General features: G+C 69.0%; 19 protein-coding genes and 1 tRNA gene. 14 read left to right on the top strand and 6 right to left on the bottom strand.

What is annotated here, in order from left to right; translation table 11 throughout:
* Positions 1–4: 4 nt before the first annotated feature.
* The 12 genes from AB0G01_RS02705 (at position 5) to AB0G01_RS02650 (ending at position 14,205) form a co-directional block, all read left to right on the top strand.
* The gene (locus AB0G01_RS02705; RefSeq protein WP_360938923.1) at positions 5–2,305 is read left to right on the top strand and encodes a hypothetical protein; all 2,301 of its coding nucleotides are present in this window, start codon (positions 5–7) and stop codon (positions 2,303–2,305) included.
* Positions 2,306–2,624: 319 nt separating this feature from the next.
* On the top strand, positions 2,625–3,365 hold the full coding sequence (locus AB0G01_RS02700) for a hypothetical protein (RefSeq protein WP_360938921.1): 741 nt from the start codon (positions 2,625–2,627) through the stop codon (positions 3,363–3,365).
* Between the two features lie 20 nt (positions 3,366–3,385).
* Positions 3,386–3,562: a hypothetical protein gene (locus AB0G01_RS02695; protein WP_360938919.1), complete on the top strand. Its 177-nt coding sequence runs from the start codon at positions 3,386–3,388 to the stop codon at positions 3,560–3,562.
* A gap of 74 nt (positions 3,563–3,636) precedes the next feature.
* Positions 3,637–3,807: a hypothetical protein gene (locus AB0G01_RS02690; RefSeq protein WP_360938917.1), complete on the top strand. Its 171-nt coding sequence runs from the start codon at positions 3,637–3,639 to the stop codon at positions 3,805–3,807.
* 38 nt (positions 3,808–3,845) lie between these two features.
* Entirely contained in the window at positions 3,846–4,877 is a 1,032-nt protein-coding gene (locus tag AB0G01_RS02685) for a hypothetical protein (protein WP_360938915.1), read from the top strand.
* Between the two features lie 80 nt (positions 4,878–4,957).
* Positions 4,958–6,532 (top strand): DNA cytosine methyltransferase, encoded by a 1,575-nt coding sequence (locus tag AB0G01_RS02680; RefSeq protein WP_360938913.1) that lies wholly within the window; start codon positions 4,958–4,960, stop codon positions 6,530–6,532.
* A gap of 77 nt (positions 6,533–6,609) precedes the next feature.
* Positions 6,610–7,650, top strand: coding sequence for a bifunctional DNA primase/polymerase (locus tag AB0G01_RS02675; RefSeq protein ID WP_360938911.1), 1,041 nt, complete (start codon positions 6,610–6,612; stop codon positions 7,648–7,650).
* Between the two features lie 49 nt (positions 7,651–7,699).
* Positions 7,700–9,388 carry a hypothetical protein gene (locus AB0G01_RS02670; protein WP_360938909.1) on the top strand — a complete coding sequence of 563 codons (1,689 nt, stop codon included), beginning with the start codon at positions 7,700–7,702 and terminating at the stop codon, positions 9,386–9,388.
* Between the two features lie 221 nt (positions 9,389–9,609).
* Positions 9,610–10,008, top strand: coding sequence for a helix-turn-helix domain-containing protein (locus tag AB0G01_RS02665; protein WP_360938907.1), 399 nt, complete (start codon positions 9,610–9,612; stop codon positions 10,006–10,008).
* Positions 10,009–10,072: 64 nt separating this feature from the next.
* A complete protein-coding gene (locus AB0G01_RS02660; protein ID WP_360938905.1) occupies positions 10,073–11,584 on the top strand; it encodes a LacI family DNA-binding transcriptional regulator in 1,512 nt (503 codons plus the stop codon).
* 565 nt (positions 11,585–12,149) lie between these two features.
* Positions 12,150–12,740 (top strand): hypothetical protein, encoded by a 591-nt coding sequence (locus AB0G01_RS02655; protein WP_360938903.1) that lies wholly within the window; start codon positions 12,150–12,152, stop codon positions 12,738–12,740.
* 1 nt (position 12,741) lies between these two features.
* Complete coding sequence (locus AB0G01_RS02650) at positions 12,742–14,205, top strand: hypothetical protein (protein ID WP_360938901.1); 1,464 nt, start codon at positions 12,742–12,744, stop codon at positions 14,203–14,205.
* Between the two features lie 627 nt (positions 14,206–14,832).
* Here AB0G01_RS02650 and AB0G01_RS02645 read toward each other — a convergent pair.
* A tRNA-Pro gene (locus tag AB0G01_RS02645) sits at positions 14,833–14,906 on the bottom strand.
* Between the two features lie 25 nt (positions 14,907–14,931).
* On the bottom strand, positions 14,932–15,891 hold the full coding sequence (locus tag AB0G01_RS02640) for a metallophosphoesterase (RefSeq protein WP_360938899.1): 960 nt from the start codon (positions 15,889–15,891) through the stop codon (positions 14,932–14,934).
* A 64-nt stretch (positions 15,892–15,955) separates the two neighbouring features.
* Between AB0G01_RS02640 and AB0G01_RS02635 the strand changes: the two genes are divergently transcribed.
* On the top strand, positions 15,956–16,423 hold the full coding sequence (locus tag AB0G01_RS02635) for a GatB/YqeY domain-containing protein (RefSeq protein ID WP_360938897.1): 468 nt from the start codon (positions 15,956–15,958) through the stop codon (positions 16,421–16,423).
* Here the strand turns inward: AB0G01_RS02635 and AB0G01_RS02630 are convergent.
* A complete protein-coding gene (locus AB0G01_RS02630) occupies positions 16,420–16,875 on the bottom strand; it encodes an ATP-binding protein (protein ID WP_360938895.1) in 456 nt (151 codons plus the stop codon). The two genes, AB0G01_RS02635 and AB0G01_RS02630, sit on opposite strands and share 4 nt — an antisense overlap.
* Positions 16,872–19,319 carry a transglycosylase domain-containing protein gene (locus tag AB0G01_RS02625; protein ID WP_360938893.1) on the bottom strand — a complete coding sequence of 816 codons (2,448 nt, stop codon included), beginning with the start codon at positions 19,317–19,319 and terminating at the stop codon, positions 16,872–16,874. Before AB0G01_RS02625 ends, AB0G01_RS02630 begins: the two co-directional genes overlap by 4 nt.
* A 259-nt stretch (positions 19,320–19,578) precedes the next feature.
* Here AB0G01_RS02625 and AB0G01_RS02620 point away from each other — a divergent pair, with 259 nt between their 5' ends.
* On the top strand, positions 19,579–19,869 hold the full coding sequence (locus AB0G01_RS02620; RefSeq protein ID WP_184695454.1) for a WhiB family transcriptional regulator: 291 nt from the start codon (positions 19,579–19,581) through the stop codon (positions 19,867–19,869).
* Here the strand turns inward: AB0G01_RS02620 and AB0G01_RS02615 are convergent, their stop codons facing one another.
* Together AB0G01_RS02615 and AB0G01_RS02610 are read right to left on the bottom strand one after the other, a co-directional pair.
* Positions 19,870–20,991, bottom strand: a complete 1,122-nt coding sequence (locus AB0G01_RS02615) for an ArsA-related P-loop ATPase (RefSeq protein ID WP_360938891.1) — start codon at positions 20,989–20,991, stop codon at positions 19,870–19,872. It lies immediately after the preceding gene.
* Positions 20,988–21,980: an ArsA-related P-loop ATPase gene (locus tag AB0G01_RS02610; RefSeq protein ID WP_360938889.1), complete on the bottom strand. Its 993-nt coding sequence runs from the start codon at positions 21,978–21,980 to the stop codon at positions 20,988–20,990. Before AB0G01_RS02610 ends, AB0G01_RS02615 begins: the two co-directional genes overlap by 4 nt.
* Positions 21,981–21,999: the final 19 nt, after the last annotated feature.

Genomic DNA, 21,999 nt, shown 5'->3' with positions numbered 1-21,999 from the left:
CCCGATGAGCACCACCGCCCACACCCACGACGGACACCAGGCCGACGACGAGGACCGGGAGCGCACCAACGTGCTGCACCTGCCGGTGCGGCACGCGGACGCCGTGCGTGCGGACGCCGGTCCGGCTGTGGCCGCCGCCCCTGTGGCATCCGGTGGGGAGCTGGCACCGGACGCCGCCATCGCGGGGCACTTGCTCACCCCGGCGGAGTCCGAGGAGCTGGACCGGCGCATCGCGGAGCAGACCGTGCGGGCGCGGGCGGGGGAGTTGGTGCGCGTGGTGCGCGCCAACCCGACGGCGGGCAAGGCCGCCAAGGGCGCGCGGGTCGCGGCGCGGGCGGGGTGGACGGTGGCGCAGGGCCACCTGTCGTGGACCCGTCGCGCGGCGCAGGCGTTGACCTACGGGCACGTGCGCGAACAGATCCGCCTGGCCCAGGTCGCCGGGGACTCCGTCGCGTTGGCGGAGTGGACCGACCGGCTCGACGCGCTCAGGAACGGGCGTGTGCAGCGGCTGCGCGCCCTGCCCGGCACCCTGTGGGCCGGTCTCAAGGCGTTGATGTTCGCCGTCACGGTGCTGGCCGGTGTGCTGCTGGTCTGCGGCGTGGCCATCCAGCTCACCCCCGGCGGGTGGGACTGGGCGACCTGGTGGGGCGTGCTCGGCGACATCGCCGGTGTCCTCGGCGTGCTGGCCTCGATCGCGGTGCAACTGCTGGTGTGGGGCGCGGTGCCGGCGCTGCTGGTCGCGGCGTGGCGCGAGGGTCGCCGGTCGGCGATGGTGCCGCGCTGGCTGGTCAGCGAGACCGAGCGGGCGGAACTGGACTCCGAGATCACCCCGGACCTGATCACCAAGGCGCTCGCGCACGTCAAGGTCACCGCCCTGACCGGGTTCCTCAAGCAGGGCGGGCAACTGGAGTACCTGGTCCAGCCCCGTGAGCAGGGCGGCGGCACCTACACCCAGATCAAGCTTCCGATGGGCGTGGTGGCCGCGGACCTGTTGCCCTCGGGCAAGGTCGAGCTGCTGGCGGGCAACCTCAGCCGGCACAAGCACGAGGTGTGGCCCCAGCGCGACCCCACCGCCGACGCCCGCGTGCTCGATCTGTGGGTGGCCGACAAGGGCACCATGGACCGCCCCGCCCCCGCGTGGCCGCTGTTGACCGACGGCGAGTTCGACGTCTTCCGCGACCGGCTGCCCTTCGGCGTGACCATGCGCCAGGAGCAGATAGGCGTGGGCATGTTGCAGAAGCACTGGCTGATCGGCGCGACCAGCAAGCAGGGCAAGTCCACCGTGATGCGGCTGCTCGCGCTGGGCCTGGCCCTGGACCCCACAGTGGAGCTGCTGGTCGCGGACCTCAAGGGCGACGGGGACTGGAAGATGTTCGCCCGCCGCGCCACCCAGTACATCGAAGGCTCCACCGACGACCACGCCGGACGGACCTGCGACATGCTGGAGTGGGCCGTGGCGGAGATGGAACGCCGCTACCAGGCCAAGTCCGACCAGGGCATCGTCGGCCCGATCCCGCGCGAGCTGTCCCGGCGCAAGGGTTCCGGCTTCCACCCCGTCTACGTGTTCGTCGACGAATGCCAGGTGCTCTACGGCGCACCGCACCCCATCGGCGGCACCAAGGACGACTCCCGCGCGGTCAAGGCCGCCAAACGCCTGCACGACCAGGCACGCGCGGTCAACATCCACCTCGTCCAGGCCACCCAGCGACCCGACGACCGCACCCTGCCCGTCCGTGTCCGCGAGGGCGCGCACGTGCGCTGCTCGCTCAACGTCCCCAACGAGGGCACCGCCCGCATGATCCTGGCCGACGCCGTCGACCGGGGCGCACGCCCCCAGGACCTCCGGCCCGGCGCGGACGCCGGAACCGTCGTGGCCACCGGCGAAGTCGAGGACATCCCCGCAGGACAGGCATTCGTCATCACCCGCACCCACTACGTGTCCACCAAGGACGCCTACGGCGTCATCGACCGCGCCATGGCCATCCTCAACCGTCACGGCCGCACCGTCGAATCCATCCAGGACGACGCCGAGCAGGACGCACCCGTCGACCACCTGACCAACATCGAACGCGCCATGCGCGACGAGAACTACACCGGCACCACCGTGGTCCTCTCCCGCATGGTCGAGGACAACCCCGAGGTCTACGAGACCTGGGGCGCGGAGCGCCTGGCCGAGGAACTCAAGCGCTGGAACATCCCCATCCGCAAGGTCAGCGTCAAAGTCATCAAGGCCGACGACGTCCACACCGCCATTACTCAACGTAATAATGGTGGGCTTCCCGACAACTCCGGCGGCACCGCCTGAAACTCGCCGGAGTCAGGGACCCCGCCCAGGGACCCCCACCCCCGACAGGGAGAGGTCCCTGCCGGGGTCCCTGAACAGGGTCCCTAGCCCTCAGCAGCAAAAACACATCATCAGGGACCCAGGGACCCCCGCGCCGGCAACCAGCCAGAACCTCTCCGCAGGCGCTGTCCGCCCTCCTCCCGCGAGGTCCCTCAACAACGCATACCCCGGACGCGCCAGCACCCGCGACACCGCCCGCGCGGCACCCCCTTACACCCACACACCGTCACACACGGTCACGAAACATGTGTGGCGTGACCCATTACGCGAGGAGAAACCCTTGTCCGGCAACACCATGCCCCCGGTCACCGTCACGATCGGCATCTCGACCGGCATCGGCGACCGCGCCCACCAGTGCGACGCCACCGCCACCGCGACCGCCCCGGACGGCACCGTCGCCGTCGCCCTGATCGACGGCATCGGCGACACCCCCGAGGTGGCGGACACCGCCGGGCTGCTCGCCCGCGTCGCCGCCCGCGTCGGCTGCCGACGCGGCGCACTCGCCGGGCTCCTGGCCGCCGCCGAACTCGTCTCATCCGGCACCGCCGACCTCACCGTCCCCAACGCCATCGGCGTCCTGGCCGTGGTCTACCCCGACGGTCAGACCGTCGTCGGCCACTGCGGCGACGCCCGCGCCCACTCCTGGAACGGCCACACCCTCGACATCCACACCGTGGACCACACCCTCGCCCAACTCGTCCGCGAACACTCCGAACGCGGCGCGTGGCGACGCGTCGGACTCGGCGGCCTGGAAGACGGCGTCCGCACCACCCTCGCCCGCGCCACCGTCGGCAGCATCGCCACCACCACCCTCACCGCCGGCGACCACACCGTGATCCTCACCAGCGACGGGGTCCACCGCGCACTCGGGGACGACGCCGAGGAGCACGTCGCCGCCATCGCCCAACTCCACCCCCTGCCCCGGGAACTGGCCGACCGCCTCACCCGGGCCGCACTCAACACCTCCACCCCCCGGGGCACCCGCGACAACGCCACCGCCGCCGTCCTGCGCATCCACTGACCCCGACCGGAGTGATCGTCTTGACCGACGCAGTCATGCACATCGCCACCGGCACCGCCACGCTCGCCCACACCCTGCGGCTGACCAGCGGCCCCCGCGCCTTCTGCGGCGTGCGGATCACCGGGGCCGCCCGCACCGCCCCGCTCTGCCCGGCCTGCGCCACCAAAGCCGGCTGGACCCACGACAAACGCCACTGACCACCACCCGGACACCGTCCACCCAGGACGGTGATCCTCCGTGAAACGGCTGACCACACAAGGGACGTGACCCCATGGCATCCCAAGACGACAACCTCATCCACATCGAGGTCAAACGCTCCTGGTGGAACGGCAGGTCGACCACCCTCTGCGGACGGACCATCCAGGACGCCGAGACCATCTGGGCCTGGTGCAGCTCCCGGACGATGTGCCCCGCCTGCCAGAAGATCAGCGCAAAACGCTGACACCGCACGGGAAACCCACCTCACGGCAGGGACGTGACATGTGCAGAGCAGGCGGACGCCGCTGCCCCAACGCCGGCGGCAGGTCCACCCAGAACACCCGCAAGGGCGTCTCCCGCGCCCGCCAGGCCCTGCGGGCAGCCAAAGCGTGCGGGGACGACAACACCGTCGCAACCGCCCGCGAACGGCTCGCCGTCGCCAGGAAAGCCCACCAGGAAGCCAAAAACGCCATGGACCACCACGAGCACGACCACACCACCGCGCACGACACCCCACGTCACGACGGGGACGTGACCGCAGAGGACACCACCGCCCACACCGACCGCCACGACAGGCACACCTTCGCCGTCCACAACCAGGTCACCGGCACCGTGAACGGCATCCTCGTACAGGGCAACGTGATCCACGGACCGATCGGCGTCACCGTCGGGGACGGCGTCACCGCAGACCACGACGGGGACGTGACCGGCCCGCCGCGCCACCGACCACGCGCCGGCGGGATCGGCACCGTCAACGCCACCCACCTCACCCACATCGACCGCCCCACCGGAGCGGTCAACCTCGGCACCGGCCACCAGTACAACGCCGACAACCTCACCGTCGTGGCCGGCACCGGCATCCACTTCGCACCCGACGGCGTCACCACCACCCCGCCGACGAACCCCGCCACCGGACAGGGCGGCAACGTCTTCAGATTCCACGGACCCGCCAACGTCAACCTCGGCGACGGCAACCAGTTCAACCACCCCGACCGAACCCACCGGACCCACCGGGCAGGCGATCGGGCAACCCCGTGGACCCACGAGACCACAAACCCACACGGCCGGACCGACCGGTTCGAATTCCACGGCGGCCCCGTCAACCTGACCACCGACACCGACACCCGGACCAGCCGACGACGCGACTCCGGCACAGGTGACGACGGGGACGTGACCGACCGCGAACCATCACGCCGCGCCGAACGAGCCGCGCGCGACGACCACCGGCAGCACGGCGACGGCCGGCACGTCACCCGCAACGTCGCGTCGGGCGACGACCACGTCGACCAGCAGATCGGGTTCCGCTTCCGCTGACAACCGCCCACTTTCGGCAGGCCGCGCCGGGGACGTGACACCCGGCGCGGCCTGCCCCCGCCCTTCCGAGGAGTTCGAGCATGCTGACCGTTACCGATCTGTTCTGCGGGGCCGGTGGTTCCGGCCTGGGCGCGACCGCTGTCCCCGGTGTGCAGTTGGCCATGGCGGCCAACCACTCGCCGCGCGCCATCGAGACCCACTCGTCCAACTTCCCGTTCTGCGCCCACGACTGCGCGGACATCTCCCAGGTGGAGCCCCGCCGCTACCGGCGCACCAACATCCTGTGGGCCTCGCCGGAATGCACGAACCACAGCGTGGCCAAGGGCCGCAAGCGCACCGCCGACACGCCGACGCTGTTCGACGAGCCCGTGCCCGACCACGTCGCGGAGCGCTCACGGGCGACGATGTGGGACGTGCCGCGCTTCGCCGAGGTGCACCGCTACGACGCGGTGATCGTGGAGAACGTGGTCGACGCCGCCGCCTGGCCGCCGTTCCGGGCGTGGCTGATGGCCATGGACTCCTACGGCTACGACCACCACGTCGTCTTCCTCAACTCGATGCACGCCCCCGCGATCGCCGCGCCCCGCGCACCGCAGTCCCGCGACCGCATGTACGTGGTGTTCTGGCGCAAGGGCAACCCGCGCCCCGACCTGGACATCCGGCCGGCGGGATGGTGCGCGGGATGCGACCGCCAGGTGGAGACCCGGCAGGCGTTCAAGGCGCGGGGCAGGTCGTGGCCGCTGGCCCGCTGGGGCAAGTACCGCTCCCAGTACCTCTACGTGTGCACCACGCCCGGCTGCGGCCGGCAGGTCGAGCCCTACACACTGCCCGCCGCGTCCGCCATCGACTGGTCCACCCCCGGCGAACGCATCGGCGACCGCGACAAGCCGTTGTCGGACAAGACCATCGCCCGTATCCGGGCGGGACTGGAACGCTACGGGAAGCCGATGACGATCGAGGCCAGCGGGAACACGTTCGTACGCACGGATGCCAACGGACGCCCGTCCTACGCGCGGGCATGGCCGGTGGACCAGCCGACCGCCACGCTGACGACCTCGCAGACGCGAGCGCTGCTGGTACCGAGCGGCGGCACCTGGAACGAGGAAGCACAACCGACCGGCCTCCTCCCGTTTCGCGCCCGCACCACCCGCGAGAACGAAGCCCTGGTGGTCCCCTACTACTCCGCCGCCGGGACCGCACACCCCGCCGACCGGCCGATCGGCACCCTGACCACCCTGGACCGCTACGGGCTGGCGTTCATCGCCGAGCTGCGCGGCGGCGGCAGCACCGTCCGCGACGTGCGCGTACCGCTGGCCACCGTCACCGCCGCCGGCAACCACCACATGCTCGTGCGCCACAACACCGCACGCGGCAACGAGGGCTACCTCTCCACCCCGGTCACCGAACCGATGCGCACCCTGACCACCGCCGGACACCAGTCCCTCGTGGGCTGGGACACCCGGCCCCAGGTCGAGGACTGCACCTTCCGCATGCTCCAGGTCTCCGAGATCCAGGCCGCGATGGCCTTCACCCCCGACTACATCGTCACCGGCACCAAACGCGAACGCGTCAGGCAACTCGGCAACGGCGTCACACCCCCCGCAGCCGAATTCCTGGTGCGCGCCGTGGCCCGATCCCTCGGCCACACCGCCTGACAGACCGCGCCGTCCGGCAAGCCGCGCTGACTCCCACGTCGATCGCCACGGCACGCCCATCGAGAGGAATCACCGTCATGACCACAATCGTGCCCACCGCCGCCGTCGCGCTGTGGGTGGCCCGGCGGCACGGCTGGCACGTACTGCCCCTGCACCCCGGCACCAAACGTCCGCTGGCCGGCTGCCCGGACTGCCGGGGCGGGGGAGACCACACCGCCGCCGAGTGTCCGTGCCTGGCCCGTGCGGCGGGGGCGTTGTGCCACGGGGTATGGGCCGCGACCGCCGACCCTCAGGTGATCGGCTCATGGGCGGGGCGGTGGCGTACGAGCGTGTGGGCGGTGCACCTGGGCGTGTCCGGACTGCTCGCGGTGGACCTCGACACGCACGGCGGCACCCCGCCCACCCAACCACTCAACGGCGAGCCCTGGCCGAATGACGCCCCGCCGCCCGCCGACGGGATCGACACCTACGCCACGCTCGCCGGCCTGCGAAGCCAGGCGTTCGACGTCGACACCCTCCTGACGGAGACGCCGTCCGGTGGGCTGCACCTGCTCTACACCGCCGAGCCGGGCCGATGGAAGTCCAGCAGCGGCCGTGTCCGCGACGGAGACCACGCGGTGCGCAGCGGGGTGGGCTGGCAGATCGACATCAAGGCCCACGCCGGCTACGTCGTACTGCCCGGCTCCACCATCCCCGCCGGCACCTACCGCCGCGCCTCGACCACCCTCGTCCCTGCCGCGCTGCCCGTCTGGCTCGCCGCCGACCTCGTGCGCACCGGCCACGACCGCCACGCCACCCCGACCCCGACCCGACCGACGCCGGTCACGGTCACCGCCCACGGTGAGGATCGCCAGGCCCGCTACGCCGCCGGCGCGCTCCGGTCGGCATGCGCCGAGCTGGCCGGCATGGGGGTCGACTCCGGCCGCAACCGCAAGCTGTTCCGCAGCGCCACCAGGCTCGCCGGAATGGTCGAGGCCGGCTGGATCGACCGCGACCAGGTCGAAACCGCCCTCGCCGACGCCGCCCACACCGCCGGCCTGCCCGCCGGAGAAGTCCGCTACGCGCTCGCCTCCGGATTCGCCCGCCCCCGCACCCCGACCGGACACACCGCCGCGTGACCACCACCGCATCCACCCGCCATACCACCCCGGAAGGGAGGCCCGCCGCATGACCACCGCCGCCGAACCCGCCAACGCCGACCTCGACGCGGACACCGCCGGCAGGACCGTTCCCGCCGACCGGCCGCCCATCCGCATCGGCGGGGAAGCCGAGACCATCCGCGTGCTCACCGCCGCCGTCGGCGGCGGTGCCCTCCCGGACGTGTTCGTCGCCGGCGGGCAGCTCGTGCATCTCTCGCGCGTCTCCGGCCCCGCCGCCGCCGGCGACCGGACCGGCGGGCAGCCCGCGGCGCTGCCGGTGCAGGCCGACCCGCTCACCGCCCCCGCCCTGGCGTGGCTGCTCGCCCACCACACCTACGTCCACCGGCTCAAGAAGGACAAGGACTCCGGCGAACTGTCGGAGGTCGAGGCGAGTCCCACCAAGACTGCGCTGTCCGCGGTGCTGTCCACCCGCTACTGGCCCGACGTCCGACCGCTCACCGGCATCGTCGGCTCACCCGTGCTGCGTCCGGACGGAACCCTGGTCCAGACCGCCGGCTACGACCCCGCCACCGGCCTCTACTACGCCCCCAGCGCCCCGATGCCGACCGTGCCCGCCCACCCCACCACCACCGAGGTCGCCGACGCCAAAGCCTTCGTGCTCGACCGGCTGCTGTGCGACTTCCCGTTCGTCGCCCCCGCTGACCGCGCCAACCACCTCGCCCTGCTCCTGGCCCCGATCCTGCGCCCCTACCTCGGCGGCCTCACCCCCTTCGGCCTCATCTCCGCGACCACCCAGTCCAGCGGCAAGACCCTGCTCGCCGAGATCCCCGGCTACCTCTACGGCTGCAAGAACCTCGTGTGGCGCAAAGGCGACGACAGCGAGTTGGAGAAATCCATCACCAGCGCCCTGCACAGCGCCTCGCCGATCATGCTGTGGGACAACATCGCCGAGGGAACCGTCGTCTCCTCCGCGGTGCTCGCCCAACTACTCACCTCGCCGCAATGGTCCGCCCGGATGCTCGGATCCTCCGGAGCCGGGTTCATCGCAACCAACGACCGGCTGTGGCTGGCCACCGGCAACAACATCCGTCTGGGCGGGGACATGGCCACCCGCACCGTCCTGGTCCGCCTCGACCCCGACGACCCCCACCCCGACCAACGCGACCAGACCGCGTTCGGCATCCCCCACCTCGATAACTGGCTCAAACACCCCGACAACCGGATCACCGTCCTGCGTCACCTGCTCGTCCTGGCCATGGACTGGATCAACGCCGGCGCACCCCGCACCGGCCACACCATGCGCCAATTCACCACCTGGGCCGCAGCCTCCGGTGGACTGCTCGCCCACCACGGCATCGACGGATTCCTCGACAACCTCGCAGAGATGCGCGAAGCCGACGACGACGACGCCGAATGGACCGGCTTCCTCGCCCGCTGGCACGAACTCAACCACGACCGACCCGTCACCAGCCGACACCTCCGACAAAGCGCCGAAATCGACATCGTCAACAACCAACCCGTCGACCGATGGGAAGGAGCATTCCTCACCGACGACCAGGGCCGCACCCCCTCCACCAAATCCATCGGCCGCATCCTCACCGGCCACATCGGACGCTGGCACGGCGACCACGTCATCCGCAGCGCCATGGACCCCCACGCCAAAGCCCGCGTCTTCTGGACCGAAACCCGCATCGGCGCTCACCACCAGGCCGACGACGACCAGGCCCCACCCGCCGAACCCGACCTCTGGCAGTAGCCCGACCGGCCCAACGAGCCCGCGCGCACCCCGAGGCTGCGGGTTTGACCCAGCCGTCCGCGGCTTTGACGCGGGTTTGGCCGACACCCAAACCCGCACCCCGTTCGCCCAGCTCACGGCCCTACGCAAGCCGTCCTGCGGGTTTGCGGGTTTGACCCGCCACACCCCCGCGCGCACAGCCACACACGGCCACGCCACCCACCACCGCCCGACCCGAGGTGATGACCCATGCCCGAAACACCCACCCACGACACGCCTCACCAACGGAGTGCCGCATGACCAAAACGACACCCGCAGGCGACGTCTGCCTGTACCGCCCTCGTGAGGTCGCCAAGCAACTCGGCTGCTCGGAATGGTGGGTCAAGGAACAGGCACGGAACCGGCGTATCCCGTACGCCTGGATCGGCGGGCGGTACCTGTTCACGGCCGACCACGTCGCCGCGATCGTGACGATCTTCGAGCAGCGGCCGCCGGAGTCCGCAGGAGCTGGAGTTGCGGACTCCGGGAACAGCCGTGATTCACGGACCGCCGCTCGCCGGTCGACCGCTCCTGTCGCCCGACTCCGGGCACGCACACCCAGGCGGGCTCGCGGCGTTCCAACCCAACCGAACGCCGCCTGACCGAACCCGAACGCCCGCCGCAGTCCTGCACTGCGGCGGGCGCTTCCAGCGCGAGGAGAAACCCATGGGCTACGCGGAGAAGCGTGGGGACTACTGGCGTGGCCGATATAAGGTCGGGCCGGGTCAATACGGGACCGTGTCCGATTCAGACGGTAGCGTCATCCGCTTCGCGAAGAAGCGCGATGCCGAGAAGGCCGCGAACGAAGCTGAGGCATTCGTCCGCAACGGCAAGCGCGTGTTTTCGGCGAAGAACGGGCAACTGTTCAGCGAGTTCGTCAGCGAGTGGTACGCGGTCCAGGACCTGGCCGCGTCCACGATGCAGAACTACAAGAGGCACATCGAGGAACACCTGCTCCCGCGGTTCGAGAACGAGCCGATACGCCGTATCCGCCAAGTCGACGTGAACGCGTGGGAGAAGGCGGAACGCCAGGCCGGGTACGCGGAATCGAGCATCAAGACCTGGCGGGCGACACTCCACCTGATCCTGGCGGACGCGCTGGACGAAGGACTGATCGACTCCAACCCGGCGGCGCGACGGCGGGGGAGAGGGAAGAGAGCCGGTCGCTCGCGGAATCGTGGACCCGAGAAGGCGGTGACGACGGCATCGGGCGTTCTCCTCATCGCCGAACGGGCAGCCCTGCTGTCCGGCCGCGACGATGAGTTCGTCGCCATCGTCACGCTGGGTTTCACGGGCATGCGGTGGGGCGAGCTCGTCGGCCTCGAAGCGCGGTGCGTGGGGGAGTCCGCGATCCAGGTGGAGTCACAGCTCTACGAACTCGACACGGGCGAGCTGCACCGTTGCCCGCCCAAGGACGACTCGTACCGGACCATCGACGTTCCGGAGTGGCACTCGGAACTGTTGGTGGACCACCTGGCCCACAACTCGCCGCCCCCGTGCTCGTGCCACGACGGACGCAGCTACCTGTTCGGCGGGCATCGCGCGGCCGCCGGGTCCGTCAGGAAGGTGGGCGCGAAGTTGGTCGACGTCGCCCGGCTCGCCGCGGTCTCGACCGGGACCGTGTCCGCCGTGCTCAACAGACCCGACACGGTGAAGGAGGCGACGAGGCAGCCGGTCGAGACGGCGATCGCCGAACTCGGCTACGTGCGGGGTGGCGCGCCCGCGCGGCTCGCCGCGCATTGGCGGCGGAACGGATTCGCCACCTGGCTGTTCCACCCCGCCGCGACCGGCTGGTACCCGAGCAAGGCTCCGTCGCCGACCCGGCCGGTGCCGGTCATCGGGGAGCCGTGGCCGGGCGTGCCCGTGCGGGGCCGGAACGCTGCCGGGCGCGCGGACTCGTGCTGGCTGCCCATCGCTCCCGCGCTCACGCCGCACGGGCTGCGGCACACCCACCGGACGCTCCTGGTGGAGCTAGGGGTGCCCGACAAGCTGATCGACGAACGCATGGGCCATGAGGACGGCTCCGTGCAGGGCCGCTACACCCACGTGACGGCGTCCATGCGCGAGTCGCTTTTGGAGGGCCTAACGGGGCTGTGGGAAGCCGCTCTGGAGGTTCGGAGGGCCATGCGGCCCACATCGCCCGTGACGGTGCTGGACGCGCTACTCCGGGCCGGGTGACCGGGGAAAATTTCAAGATCTTCTACCAGCCGAGGCCCGGAGACGAGTCAGGCCCTGTTCGCGTTCTCTGTGGACAGGGCCTGACCACTCGGAGGTCGTCCCGACCTTCCATCTCGGGATTAGAGCGAGACGTCTGCCATCGTCCGCTGTAATCAGTGAACAGCGCTCCTGACCTGGGGCGATGCTGGACGCAGGTTTAGCATGGCCAACTGTCCGCGATGGTCATCTGCTGTCGTTTCACAGGGGAAAGGCATGGAGATGATCTTTCTCTCGTCCGGTGAATGCAGTGCTGAGCGCCTCGACTCCTTTGCAGACGGTGCAGTCGGGCGTCCTACGGGGTCGGCCTACCAGGCGGCACCCTGCCTTGGGGACACCTCTGCCACTGGATGTGAGCTAGCACCTGTAGCACTGTGGCAGGCACTCAACGATGCTCCGAAGGAAGGATGTGAAACAAACTCAAGATCCGTGATGCTAGGTGGGCGGCTGCAACGGATTGGACACAGTGAGGAGGTGGAGTGAGTTGACTCTCACACCTCTCTGTATCCAACCGCTACGCTACGGAGCCATGTCAGCCGAGGAGTCTCAGGAACTCGGACGCAGGGGCGTCATGCGAGTAAAGCAGTACTTGGAGAGCACGACCTACCTCCAGATGCCCTGGACTGCATACGACCACGGCAAGCTGTGTTTGCTGCAAAAACTTGACGGCAACAAAAAACAGTACGATCTGAGCGGTTTTTTCCTCGGCGATCGCCGCTTTCCGCTCTACGTGGAGTCGAAAAAGTACACGACGCCGGGCGGGCAGGGTACGGCATACGACGAGTATCTTGCGAACGCGTACAGCATTACGGCTCGCGCGATTAAAGAGGACATGGACCAAGAAATTGAGTTCATGTGGATTACGTGGCACCCTTTTCGACTTAATCACTGGACCCGCCTTATGGACTTTGATTACATCAAAGAGGCGGTCCTTAAGCGTCCGGATGTCTTGGGAGAAATAGATAGTAAGCCTCCCGAAGAGGTTGTTGACGAGAATATTTGTCGTCAGGTTTCCAGGCGACTTTGGATGGTTGTCCTAACTGAACGTCAACAGGAACTTGTTCTATCTCCTGAAGAAGTTAAGCTAGCAATGACCGTACTCAAGCGAGAGGGGGCCTGAAATGCCGGGTAGCCCACTTCGGGACGCAATCGCGGATGCCCTCAATCAAGACTCTCCTCAAGACGTAATAGACGACGTCAAATCGGCTGTTATCGCTGAAATTGAGAATCTTGACCCGGCGGTGCAGATTAAGAAAACAGATTACTTCAACCACAGTTTCGCGCCGGATCTGGTTCTCACCTGGAAAACTGCTGCCAGGAAAGAAGAGACACGCGAGCTCTATGTGCGCTACAGTTTGGGTTCGTCGCAAGCCGCCGGGGATGTGGACATTCTCGGGAAGGGTGGGCCGATATTTTTCTCCTTGAATTCTTCAAACGATGACGAAGAGTTCGCGGGATCGATTCGCGAAGAGCTTATGCGCGCTCCGCGATCACTTTTTACCAATGCTCCTGCTATAGATCGAATCACACTCGATGCGGAGACTGAAGAACCGCAGCATAGAGACTCACCGGCTCCTCCGTTGCTGAATCTTTTCAGGCGGAACGTCGTGCGCGGCGGGCGGGGCCTGATCGTCGCGAATGTAGCGGAACGTCTAGAGCGGTCAACGTCGACGGATGTTGAGGAAGACTTTCTCTATGTTGATAGGTTCACAGAAGCGGTATCCGGGATTTTTGATGAAGCGGCTACGCTGAGACTGCGACGTGCTGCCGACCTTGTAAAGATTGCCTTGTCGGGAGAAGTTTCTATTCTCGATCGTCCTGACGATGGTGACGACGGAGTCGCGACGATTTCCGGCAAGCTTGACGACACAGAGTTGCGTGCCTTGCTGCCATTTTTGTTGGATCGAGGTCAGTCTATTGATGACGTCCGATTCTGGCAGCACCTAGGGCAGATGCTTACGCTTGCACAGCTAGAGAATATGGCCTCAACGCTCAGTGATCACGACTTGACCCCCCTGGCTCAGGCAAATCTACCAGCCTGGCGTGCGGCCAAGGCAGTACTGTCCTTCAACGCTGACGCGCTTGAAGAAGAAGGCTACCAAGGGCCTCGTTGGCGTATGCATGGTGGAAGTCTTTGTGCGTCGGCAGGTGCATGGAATATCCACTTCGCTTCTGATCTGCGGCGTGGGCTGCGATCCCGCGAGGATTCAACGCTCCCGCGATGGGAAAAAGTGCTTCCAAGTGTACAATCTTTCAGTGTGTCCAAGGTTGAACTGCAGGGAATCACCCGCAGGATTTCGATCGCGGCGGACGCTGAAGCGGCTGTCAATGTTCTTGGTGACGTAGTGTCGGTCCAGGGAAATATTGACGATACCTTCTTCGTTCGCAGTGTGGAGGTTCGGCCAGCGGGTGAAGAATCTGCTGACGTCAATCTCGACTTCTCAACTCTCATGGCGACGGGCGCAAATGTTCCAGTTGACTACTTGACGCGCGCCTCTTTGGGGGTTCTCGGACACCGCTATCCTGTGAGCCCTGCGGATATGGCAACACTTCTGGGGGAAACTCAAGCCGACGCGGGTACTTAATTAAAGAGGGGCTTCGTGTCATCCCGCCGACCTGGCTCGCCCCAACCGCGCGTGTCAAGGGGGCACCTTGCACGGCTTGGACGCTTGGGCTGGGTCTGCCCCCTTGACACGTGTGGTTGCCCTCGTGGAGGTCGGCGGGATGACACGTTGCCCCGGCCCACGCTGGTAGCCGAGCTGGTGGTGCCGTCCCGGTCATCCTGCTGGCCTGCCGCGCGGCGAGCGCTTCTTGTGATCTTTGCGGTCGCCTTCGGGGTCGCTGGCCGTTCCTCGCTGACGTCTGGACCGGTGCCCTTACTCGCGTGGCACGCCCACGGGCCGCCAGGCCCGCTTGGGCGTGCCGCACTACAGGGGCGTCGGTTCTTCGGCGTCGGCTTGGCACCAACGGCCAGTGACCCCTGGAGAGGGCCGCCTTGAAACCAAGAAGAGAAACTCTGAACACGGCCGGGTGACGTGGAGGTAGGTGCGCTGCGCGACCGCGCTCGTCAAGGCGCTGGGCGTTCGTCTCCAGGAGGTTCGCGGGGAGATTTTCAAGATCTTCTCCCAGATTTCTCCCAGGACCACCCCCGGAGACGAATCAGGCCCTGTCCACAACCTCTGCGGACAGGGCCTGACCTGCAAGTACACGAGTCGGGGTGACAGGATTTGAACCTGCGACCTCTTCGTCCCGAACGAAGCGCGCTACCAAACTGCGCCACACCCCGGTCTTGCTCTCGAACGAGGAGAACTCTACCTGACGTTCCCACCGACTCCGAACCGGGTATCGCTTTCCGCGCCCGACCGGTCCTGACCAGCGTCGACGGGGCGGGCCACGAGGGTCAACAAGCTCGCCTCCGGTGGGCAGGCGAAGCGGACCGGGGCGTACGGGGACGTGCCCAGGCCCGCCGACACGTTCAGCCACATGTGCGACCCCCACCTCGACACGCCGCGCGCCCGCGAGCGGTCCAGGTCGCAGTTGGTCACCAGTGCTCCGTACCCCGGGATGCGGAGCTGTCCGCCGTGCGTGTGGCCCGCCAGCACCAGGTCGTAGCCGTCCGCCGCGAACGGGTCCAGGACGCGGGGCTCCGGGGAGTGGGTCACGCCCAGCCGCAGTGCCGCTGCGGGCACCCGTCCCGCGATCTCCTCGTACCGGTCGCGCTTCAGGTGCGGGTCGTCCAGCCCGGCGGCGAAAACCGACTGGCCCGCCACGGTGAACGTCTCGCGCACGTGCGTCAGGTCCAGCCACCCGTGTTCGATCATCGCCGCGCGCAGGTCCCGCCACGGCAGGGTGATCCCGTGGATGCGCTTCGTCTTCGACGACGGCAGCAGGTACCGGACCGGGTTCTTCGGGCGCGGTGCGAAGTAGTCGTTGCTGCCGAACACGAACGCGCCCGGCCGGTTCAGCAGCGGGCCCAGGGCGCGGATCACGCCGGGCACGGCCTGCTGGTGCGCCAGGTTGTCCCCGGTGTTCACGACCAGGTCCGGCTCCAGCTCGGCCAGCGCCGCCACCCACCGCTGCTTGGACTTCTGTCCGGGCAGCATGTGCAGGTCCGAGATGTGCAGCACGCGCATCGGCGCGGAGCCCGGCGCGAGCACCGGCACCGTGGCCTGGCGCAGGGTCCAGTGCCTCCGCTCGATCCCGGCCGCGTACGCGACGGTGGCGGTGCCCAGGGCGGTGGTGGCGAGGAGCGCGCGACCGAACGTGTTCACAGTTCCGAGGGTAGGGGGTTGACCGGTTCGGGGCGCAGCGCGGTGCCCGGTAACGTTTGCCCGCATGGCGGAGCTCAAGGCGCGGTTGCAGGCCGATCTGACGACGGCGATCAAGGGGCGGGAGACGGTCCGGGCGGGTGCGCTGCGCATGACGTTGGCCGCCATCACCACCGAAGAGGTCTCCGGCAAGACCGCGCGCGAGCTCACCGACGACGAGGTGCTGAAGGTCATCACCCGCGAGGTGAAGAAGCGCCGCGAGGCGTCCGAGGCGTTCGCCGGCGCGGGGCGCACCGAGCAGGCCGAGCTGGAGCAGGCCGAGTCCGCGATCTTGGAGCACTACCTGCCCGCCCAGCTCGACGACGCCGAGCTGCACTCGATCGTGGACGCCGCGGTCGCGGAGGTCGCGGCGCAGCTCGGCGAGCAGCCGGGCCAGCGGCAGATGGGCCAGGTCATGAAGCTGGTCAGCGGCAAGGTCGCGGGCCGCGCCGAGGGCGGCAAGGTGGCCGCCGCGGTGAAGTCCCGCCTGGTCTAGAACTCGTCGTCGGCCGGTTCCTCGGACCGGTCGGCGATCCAGGTCAGCACCTCCGGCGTGATCCGACCGGCCTCGGGGTCCTCGTTGCGGGCCGCCAAGCGCCGCAGGAGTTCGTCGTGCGGCACGGCGAAGTGCACCAGCCGCCACGTCCCGCCGGCGTCCTCCACCAGCCGTTTGTACTCGTCGCGCTCCGCACGCCGGCCCAACCCGTGGTCCAGCACCACCGACCGGCCCGCGCGCACGTGCGCCACCAGTTCCGCGCGCACCTCCGCGACCACCGGGCCCAGCAGCGCCAGGTGGTCGGCGGACGGGTAGTCCTTGCCGAGCCTGCCGTGCCGGGCCTTCACCCGCTCGTCCACCGACAGCCGCACGACCCCGAGGCCGCGCGCGTACGTGGACTTGCCCGACCCGGGCAGCCCGACCAGCAGGTGCACGACCGGACGCGCGGTCACCGGCCCGGCGGATCGGTCGGGATGGTGATCTGCGGCGGGTCGCCCGGTCGCCCGCCGGGCGGCGGTTCGACCGCCGGCGGCGGCGTGGTCGGGTCGGCGGGTTGCGGTGGTGGGACGTACCCGGTCGACACGAACAGGGTCACGACCGTGCCGCGCAGCGCGCTGCCGCGCGGGGTCTGGCTGACCACGGTCCCCTTGGGCTGCTCGGAGTTCCGGTTGGACGTGGTCACCTTGTACCCGGCCTCCTCCAGCACCCGGGTGGCGTCGTTGACCTGCTTGCCCACCACCTCGGGGATCTGGATCTCCTTGCCGCCCTTGCGGTACCGCTCCTCGACGGGCGGCAGGTCGCGCACCGGGAGTCCTTCGTGGACCTTCGTCATGGTGTCGAACCAGGTCCTCGCGGGCACGGTGCCGCCGTAGATGTCACCGTTGCCGCACAGCCTCGGCGGACCGCCGTTGACGCAGATGCCGCGCGGGTTGGTGCCGTCGTTGAACGTCTGCACGGACGCGGCGAAGTCCGGGGTGGCCCCGATGAACGCCGCCGACTTGTAGTCCTCCGTGGTGCCGGTCTTGCCGAGCATCGGCCGGGACCACTTCGCGTTGCGCGCGGCGGCGGCGGCCGTGCCGCTGCCCTGGTCGTCCTTGCTCATCCCGGTGGCCAGGCCGTTCGCCAGACCTTCGGCCACCACCTGCTCGCACGGTGCTTCGTTGACCGGGACGGCCTTGCCGTTGCGGTCCAGCACCTTTGCGATCGGGGTGGGCGGGCACCACACGCCGCCGCTCATGACGGTGGCCGCCACGTTGGCCAGTTCCAGCGTGCTCACCGGGGCGGGGCTGAGCGTGAACGACGCGTTGCCGCCGTTGGCCTTGTAGAACTCGGTCTGCGAGATCCGGAGCTGCTTGTCCTTGGCCTTCGGGTCGGGTCGGGTGCCGGCGATGTTGGTCGCCATGGTCTCGCGCATGCCGAGCCGGGACGCCATGTCCACCACCGGGTCCATGCCCAGTTGCTCCTCCAGGATGACGAACCCGGTGTTGGGCGAGGTCTGCAACGCGGTCTGCAACGACATCTGCGGCGGGTACCCGGACGACGAGTTGCCCAGGCAGTACCACCGGGTGTCCGGCTCACCGGTACCCGGGCACTTCGCGCCGCCGCCCTTGAACACCCGCGACACGTAGGAGTTCGGCGTGGCCATCGTGTTGTCGATGCCCATGCCCTTCTCCAGCGCCGCCGCCGCGGTGAAGACCTTGTAGATGCTGCCCGCGCCGAACTTGTTCTCGACGCCGGACGGCAGGTCGTAGGTGGTCTGGAACTGGTCGGCCTTCAGGCCGTAGTCGCGGTTCGCGACCAGCGCCACGACCTCGTGCTTGTCCCGGCCGGGCCGGACGATCGCCATCGCGTTGGCGACCCCCTCGGTGTCCTTGCCGACCTGGCCCTCGGCGGCCACCTTGGCCTGGCTGGTGATGCCGCGGTCCAGCGTGGTCTGGATGGTGTAGCCGCCGTTCTTCAACTGCTCCAGGCTGAACCCGTTGCGCTCCAGGTAGGTCACCGCGTAGGAGCAGAAGAAGCCGTTCTCCGGGCCCGCGCCGACGCAGCCGTTGGGCGGGGTGCGGACCGGGTCGGCCAGGCCGAGCGGCTCCTTCTTGGCGGCCTCGGCGGCGTCGCGGGAGAGCTTGTCGTTCTCGACCATCTTGTCGATCACCTGGTTGCGCCGCTCCAGCGCCTTCTCCGGGAACACCTCCGGGTTGAGCGCGGACGGGCTGTTGACCATGCCGGCCAGCATCGCGGCCTGGGGCACGGTCAGCGCCTCGGGCGTGGTGTTGAAGTACGCCTGGGACGCCGCCGCGATGCCGTAGATCGTCGAGCCGAACGGCACCACGTTGAGGTAGCGGGCGAGGATTTCGTCCTTGCCGAGTTTGCGTTCGAGCTGCAACGCGATGCGCGCTTCGCGGGCCTTGCGAGCAATTGTCTGCTCTTGTGCTTTCTGCTGCTCGACCTGGTTGTTCCGTGCAACTACGTGAACGAGGTAGTTCTTCACGTATTGCTGCGTGAGCGTGGAGGCACCCTGCGTGACCGCCCCGCTGAACTGGTTGGTCAGGCCGGCGCGGATCGTGCCCCGCCAGTCGACGCCCTCGTGTTCGTAGAAACGCCGATCTTCGACCGAGACCAGGGCCGCCTTCATCGACGCGGCGATCTTGTCCGGCGGAACCAGCACCCGGTACTGGTCGTACAGGTACGCGATCGGCGCGCCGTCCTTGTCCGTGATCGTCGAGATCAGCGGCGGGTCCGTGGTCACGAGATCTGCGGAGATGCTGTCCACCGTGTCGCTGGCTCTGTTCGACACGAGCCCCAGCGAGCCGATGACAGGGAACATCATGCCTGCCAGCAACACGCCGGCTAGCAGACACAGGCCGAGCAGTTTCAGCACGCCGTTCCTGGCTCGCATGGTCCAGAGCGTAGCGGGGACCTGAACGGGTGATCAGCATCGCGCAACGTTCATTACCCAGGATGAGTACTCGTACTCAAGACAGGTAACAGGTGGGCAACCCAGGGTTGGAGGTGGAACCAGAAGGCTCTACAGTCCGTCACTGTCCAAGACAGCAGCCGACGGCACGACCACTCGATGTGGGGAGCCTACGGCATCCGCGGCAGGGGTGTGGCGGATTTAAAAGAGTCTGGGCACTGTGTGAACTGAGGTGGGGGTTATGCAGCAGCAGGGGGATTGGCGGATCAAGGCCTCGTGCCGTGATGAGGAGCCGGACCAGCTCTTCGTCCGCGGTGCGGAGCAGCGCAAGGCCAAGGTGGTGTGCCTGGGATGCCCGGTGCGCACCGAGTGCCTCGCCGAGGCGCTCGACAACCGGATCGAGTTCGGCGTCTGGGGCGGCATGACGGAACGGGAGCGTCGAGCGCTCCTGCGCCGCCGGCCCGACGTCACGTCCTGGCACGAGCTCCTGGACACCGCGCGCCAGGAGCACCACGAGGAGAAGGTCGGGTAGTCACTCGCCCGCGAGCCGCCGGCCGATCTCGTGCAGGCCGACCAGGTCGTGCACGTCGGCCGGCAGTGCGGGCACACCCACGAGCGGGACCCCGGGATGTGCGCGGGTGAACCGCGCGAGCAGTCGCCTTTCCCGATCGGCGACGGCCACGCGGTCCGCGTGCACCCGGAGCACGGCCTCGGCCAGCGGAGCGCCTCCGGAGCGCTCCAGGCGGTCGGCTGCCGCGAGCGCGCCCGGTGCGGGCAGGGAGGCCAGCACCGGGTGCGTGCGGTTGGCGACGAGGCCGGTGATCGGCATGTCCTCGGTCGAGAGGCGCTCCACGAAGTAGCTGGCCTCGCGCAGCGCGTCCGGCTCGGCGGCGGCGATCACCAGGAAGCCGGTGCCGGGCGAGCGGAGCAGCTCGTAGGTGGCCTGCGCGCGCTGGCGGAAGCCGCCGAACATGCTGTCGAACGCCTGGACGAACGTCGACGCGTCCTGGAGCAGTTGACCGCCGACGATGGTGGAGACGGCCTTCGTGAACAGGCCGAACCCCGCTCCGACGATCTTGCGGAGGCCCCGGCCGCCGGCCCGCGCGGGCGCGGAGAGCATCCGGATCAGCTTGCCGTCGAGCACCGTGGACAGGCGCTGCGGCGCGTCCAGGAAGTCCAGGGCGCTGCGGCTGGGCGGGGTGTCCACGACGATCAGGTCCCACTCGTCCTGCGCGACGAGCTGGCCGAGCTTCTCCATCGCCATGTACTCCTGCGTGCCGGAGAACGACGTGGAGATCGTCTGGTAGAAGGGGTTCTGGAGGATCTGCTCGGCCCGGTCGCGGCCGGCGTGCTGCCAGACCATGTCGTCGAACGTGCGACGCATGTCGAGCATCATCGCGTGCAGCTCGCCCGCGGGCTCGAACCCGTCGACCTTCACCGGGCGCGGGTGGTTGTCCAGCTCGCGCAGGCCCAGCGACTGGGCGAGCCGGCGCGCCGGGTCGATGGTCAGCACGACCGCCCGCCGCCCGCGCTCGGCGGCCCGGACGGCGAGCGCGGCGGCGGTCGTGGTCTTCCCGACCCCGCCCGAGCCGCAGCACACCAGCACCCGGGTCGCCGGGTTGTCCAGCAGCGCGTCGATGTCCAGCCGGTTCACCGCACACCCCGTTCGACCAGCACCTCGGCCAGCTCGTAGAGGGCACCCACGTCCACGCCGTCGGGCAGCTCGGGCAGTTCGAGCGTGGGCAGGTCGGCTTCGGCGAGCAGCTCCTTCGCGTCCTGCTCCATCCGCACCCGGATCGCGTGCTCGACGGTCTCGTCGACCAGGGCGGTCAGCACGTCGTCGGCGACGTCCAGACCGCCCTCCAGCAGCCCGGCCCGCAACCCCTCGACGTCCACCTGCCCGCCGGCGGCCGAGGGCAGCGCGTGGTCCGGCAGCCGGGGCGTGCGCACCCGGTTCACGAACACCGCGCCGGGCCGCAGGTCGGCCGCGTCCAGCTCGGCCACCGCGTCCAGCGTCTCCCGGACCGGCATCTCCTCCAGCAGCGCGACCAGGTGCACCGCCGTGTCGCCCGAGTGCAGCAGCTTCACCACGCCGTCGCTCTGCCCCTTGATCGGCCCGACCTTCGCCAGGTCCGCCATCGCCCGCGTGACGTCGAGGAACCGCACGACCCGCCCGGTCGGCGGCGCGTCCAGCACCACCGCGTCGTACTCGTGCCGCCCGGCCTTGCCCGCCCGGCGCACGCACTCCTTGACCTTCCCGGTCAGCAGCACGTCCCGCAGGCCGGGGGCCAGCGTCGTGGCGAACTCGATCGCGCCCATCCGGCGCAGGGTCCGCCCGGCGAAGCCCAGGTTGTAGAACATGTCCAGGTACTCCAGCAGTGCCGCCTCCGGGTCGACGGCGAGAGCGCGCACCTCGCCGCCGCCGGGCGCGGACGCGATCCGCTCCTCCGAGTACGGCAGCGGCGCGCGGTCGAAGAGCTGCGCGATGCCCTGCCGGTTCTCGACCTCGACCAGCAGCACCCGCCGCCCGCCGGTGGCGAGCGCCAGGGCGAGCGCGGCGGCCACCGTCGTCTTGCCGGTGCCGCCCTTCCCGGTGACCACGTGCAGGCGTGCGCGGGCGAGTTCGTCGGTCCAGCCGTTCACCTGCTCAGCCTAAGTGCGC

It is taken from the genome of Actinosynnema sp. NPDC023587 (assembly GCF_040640215.1).
Taxonomy (GTDB): Bacteria; Actinomycetota; Actinomycetes; order Mycobacteriales; family Pseudonocardiaceae; genus Actinosynnema.
This window is presented reverse-complemented; position numbering and strand designations above follow the sequence as displayed.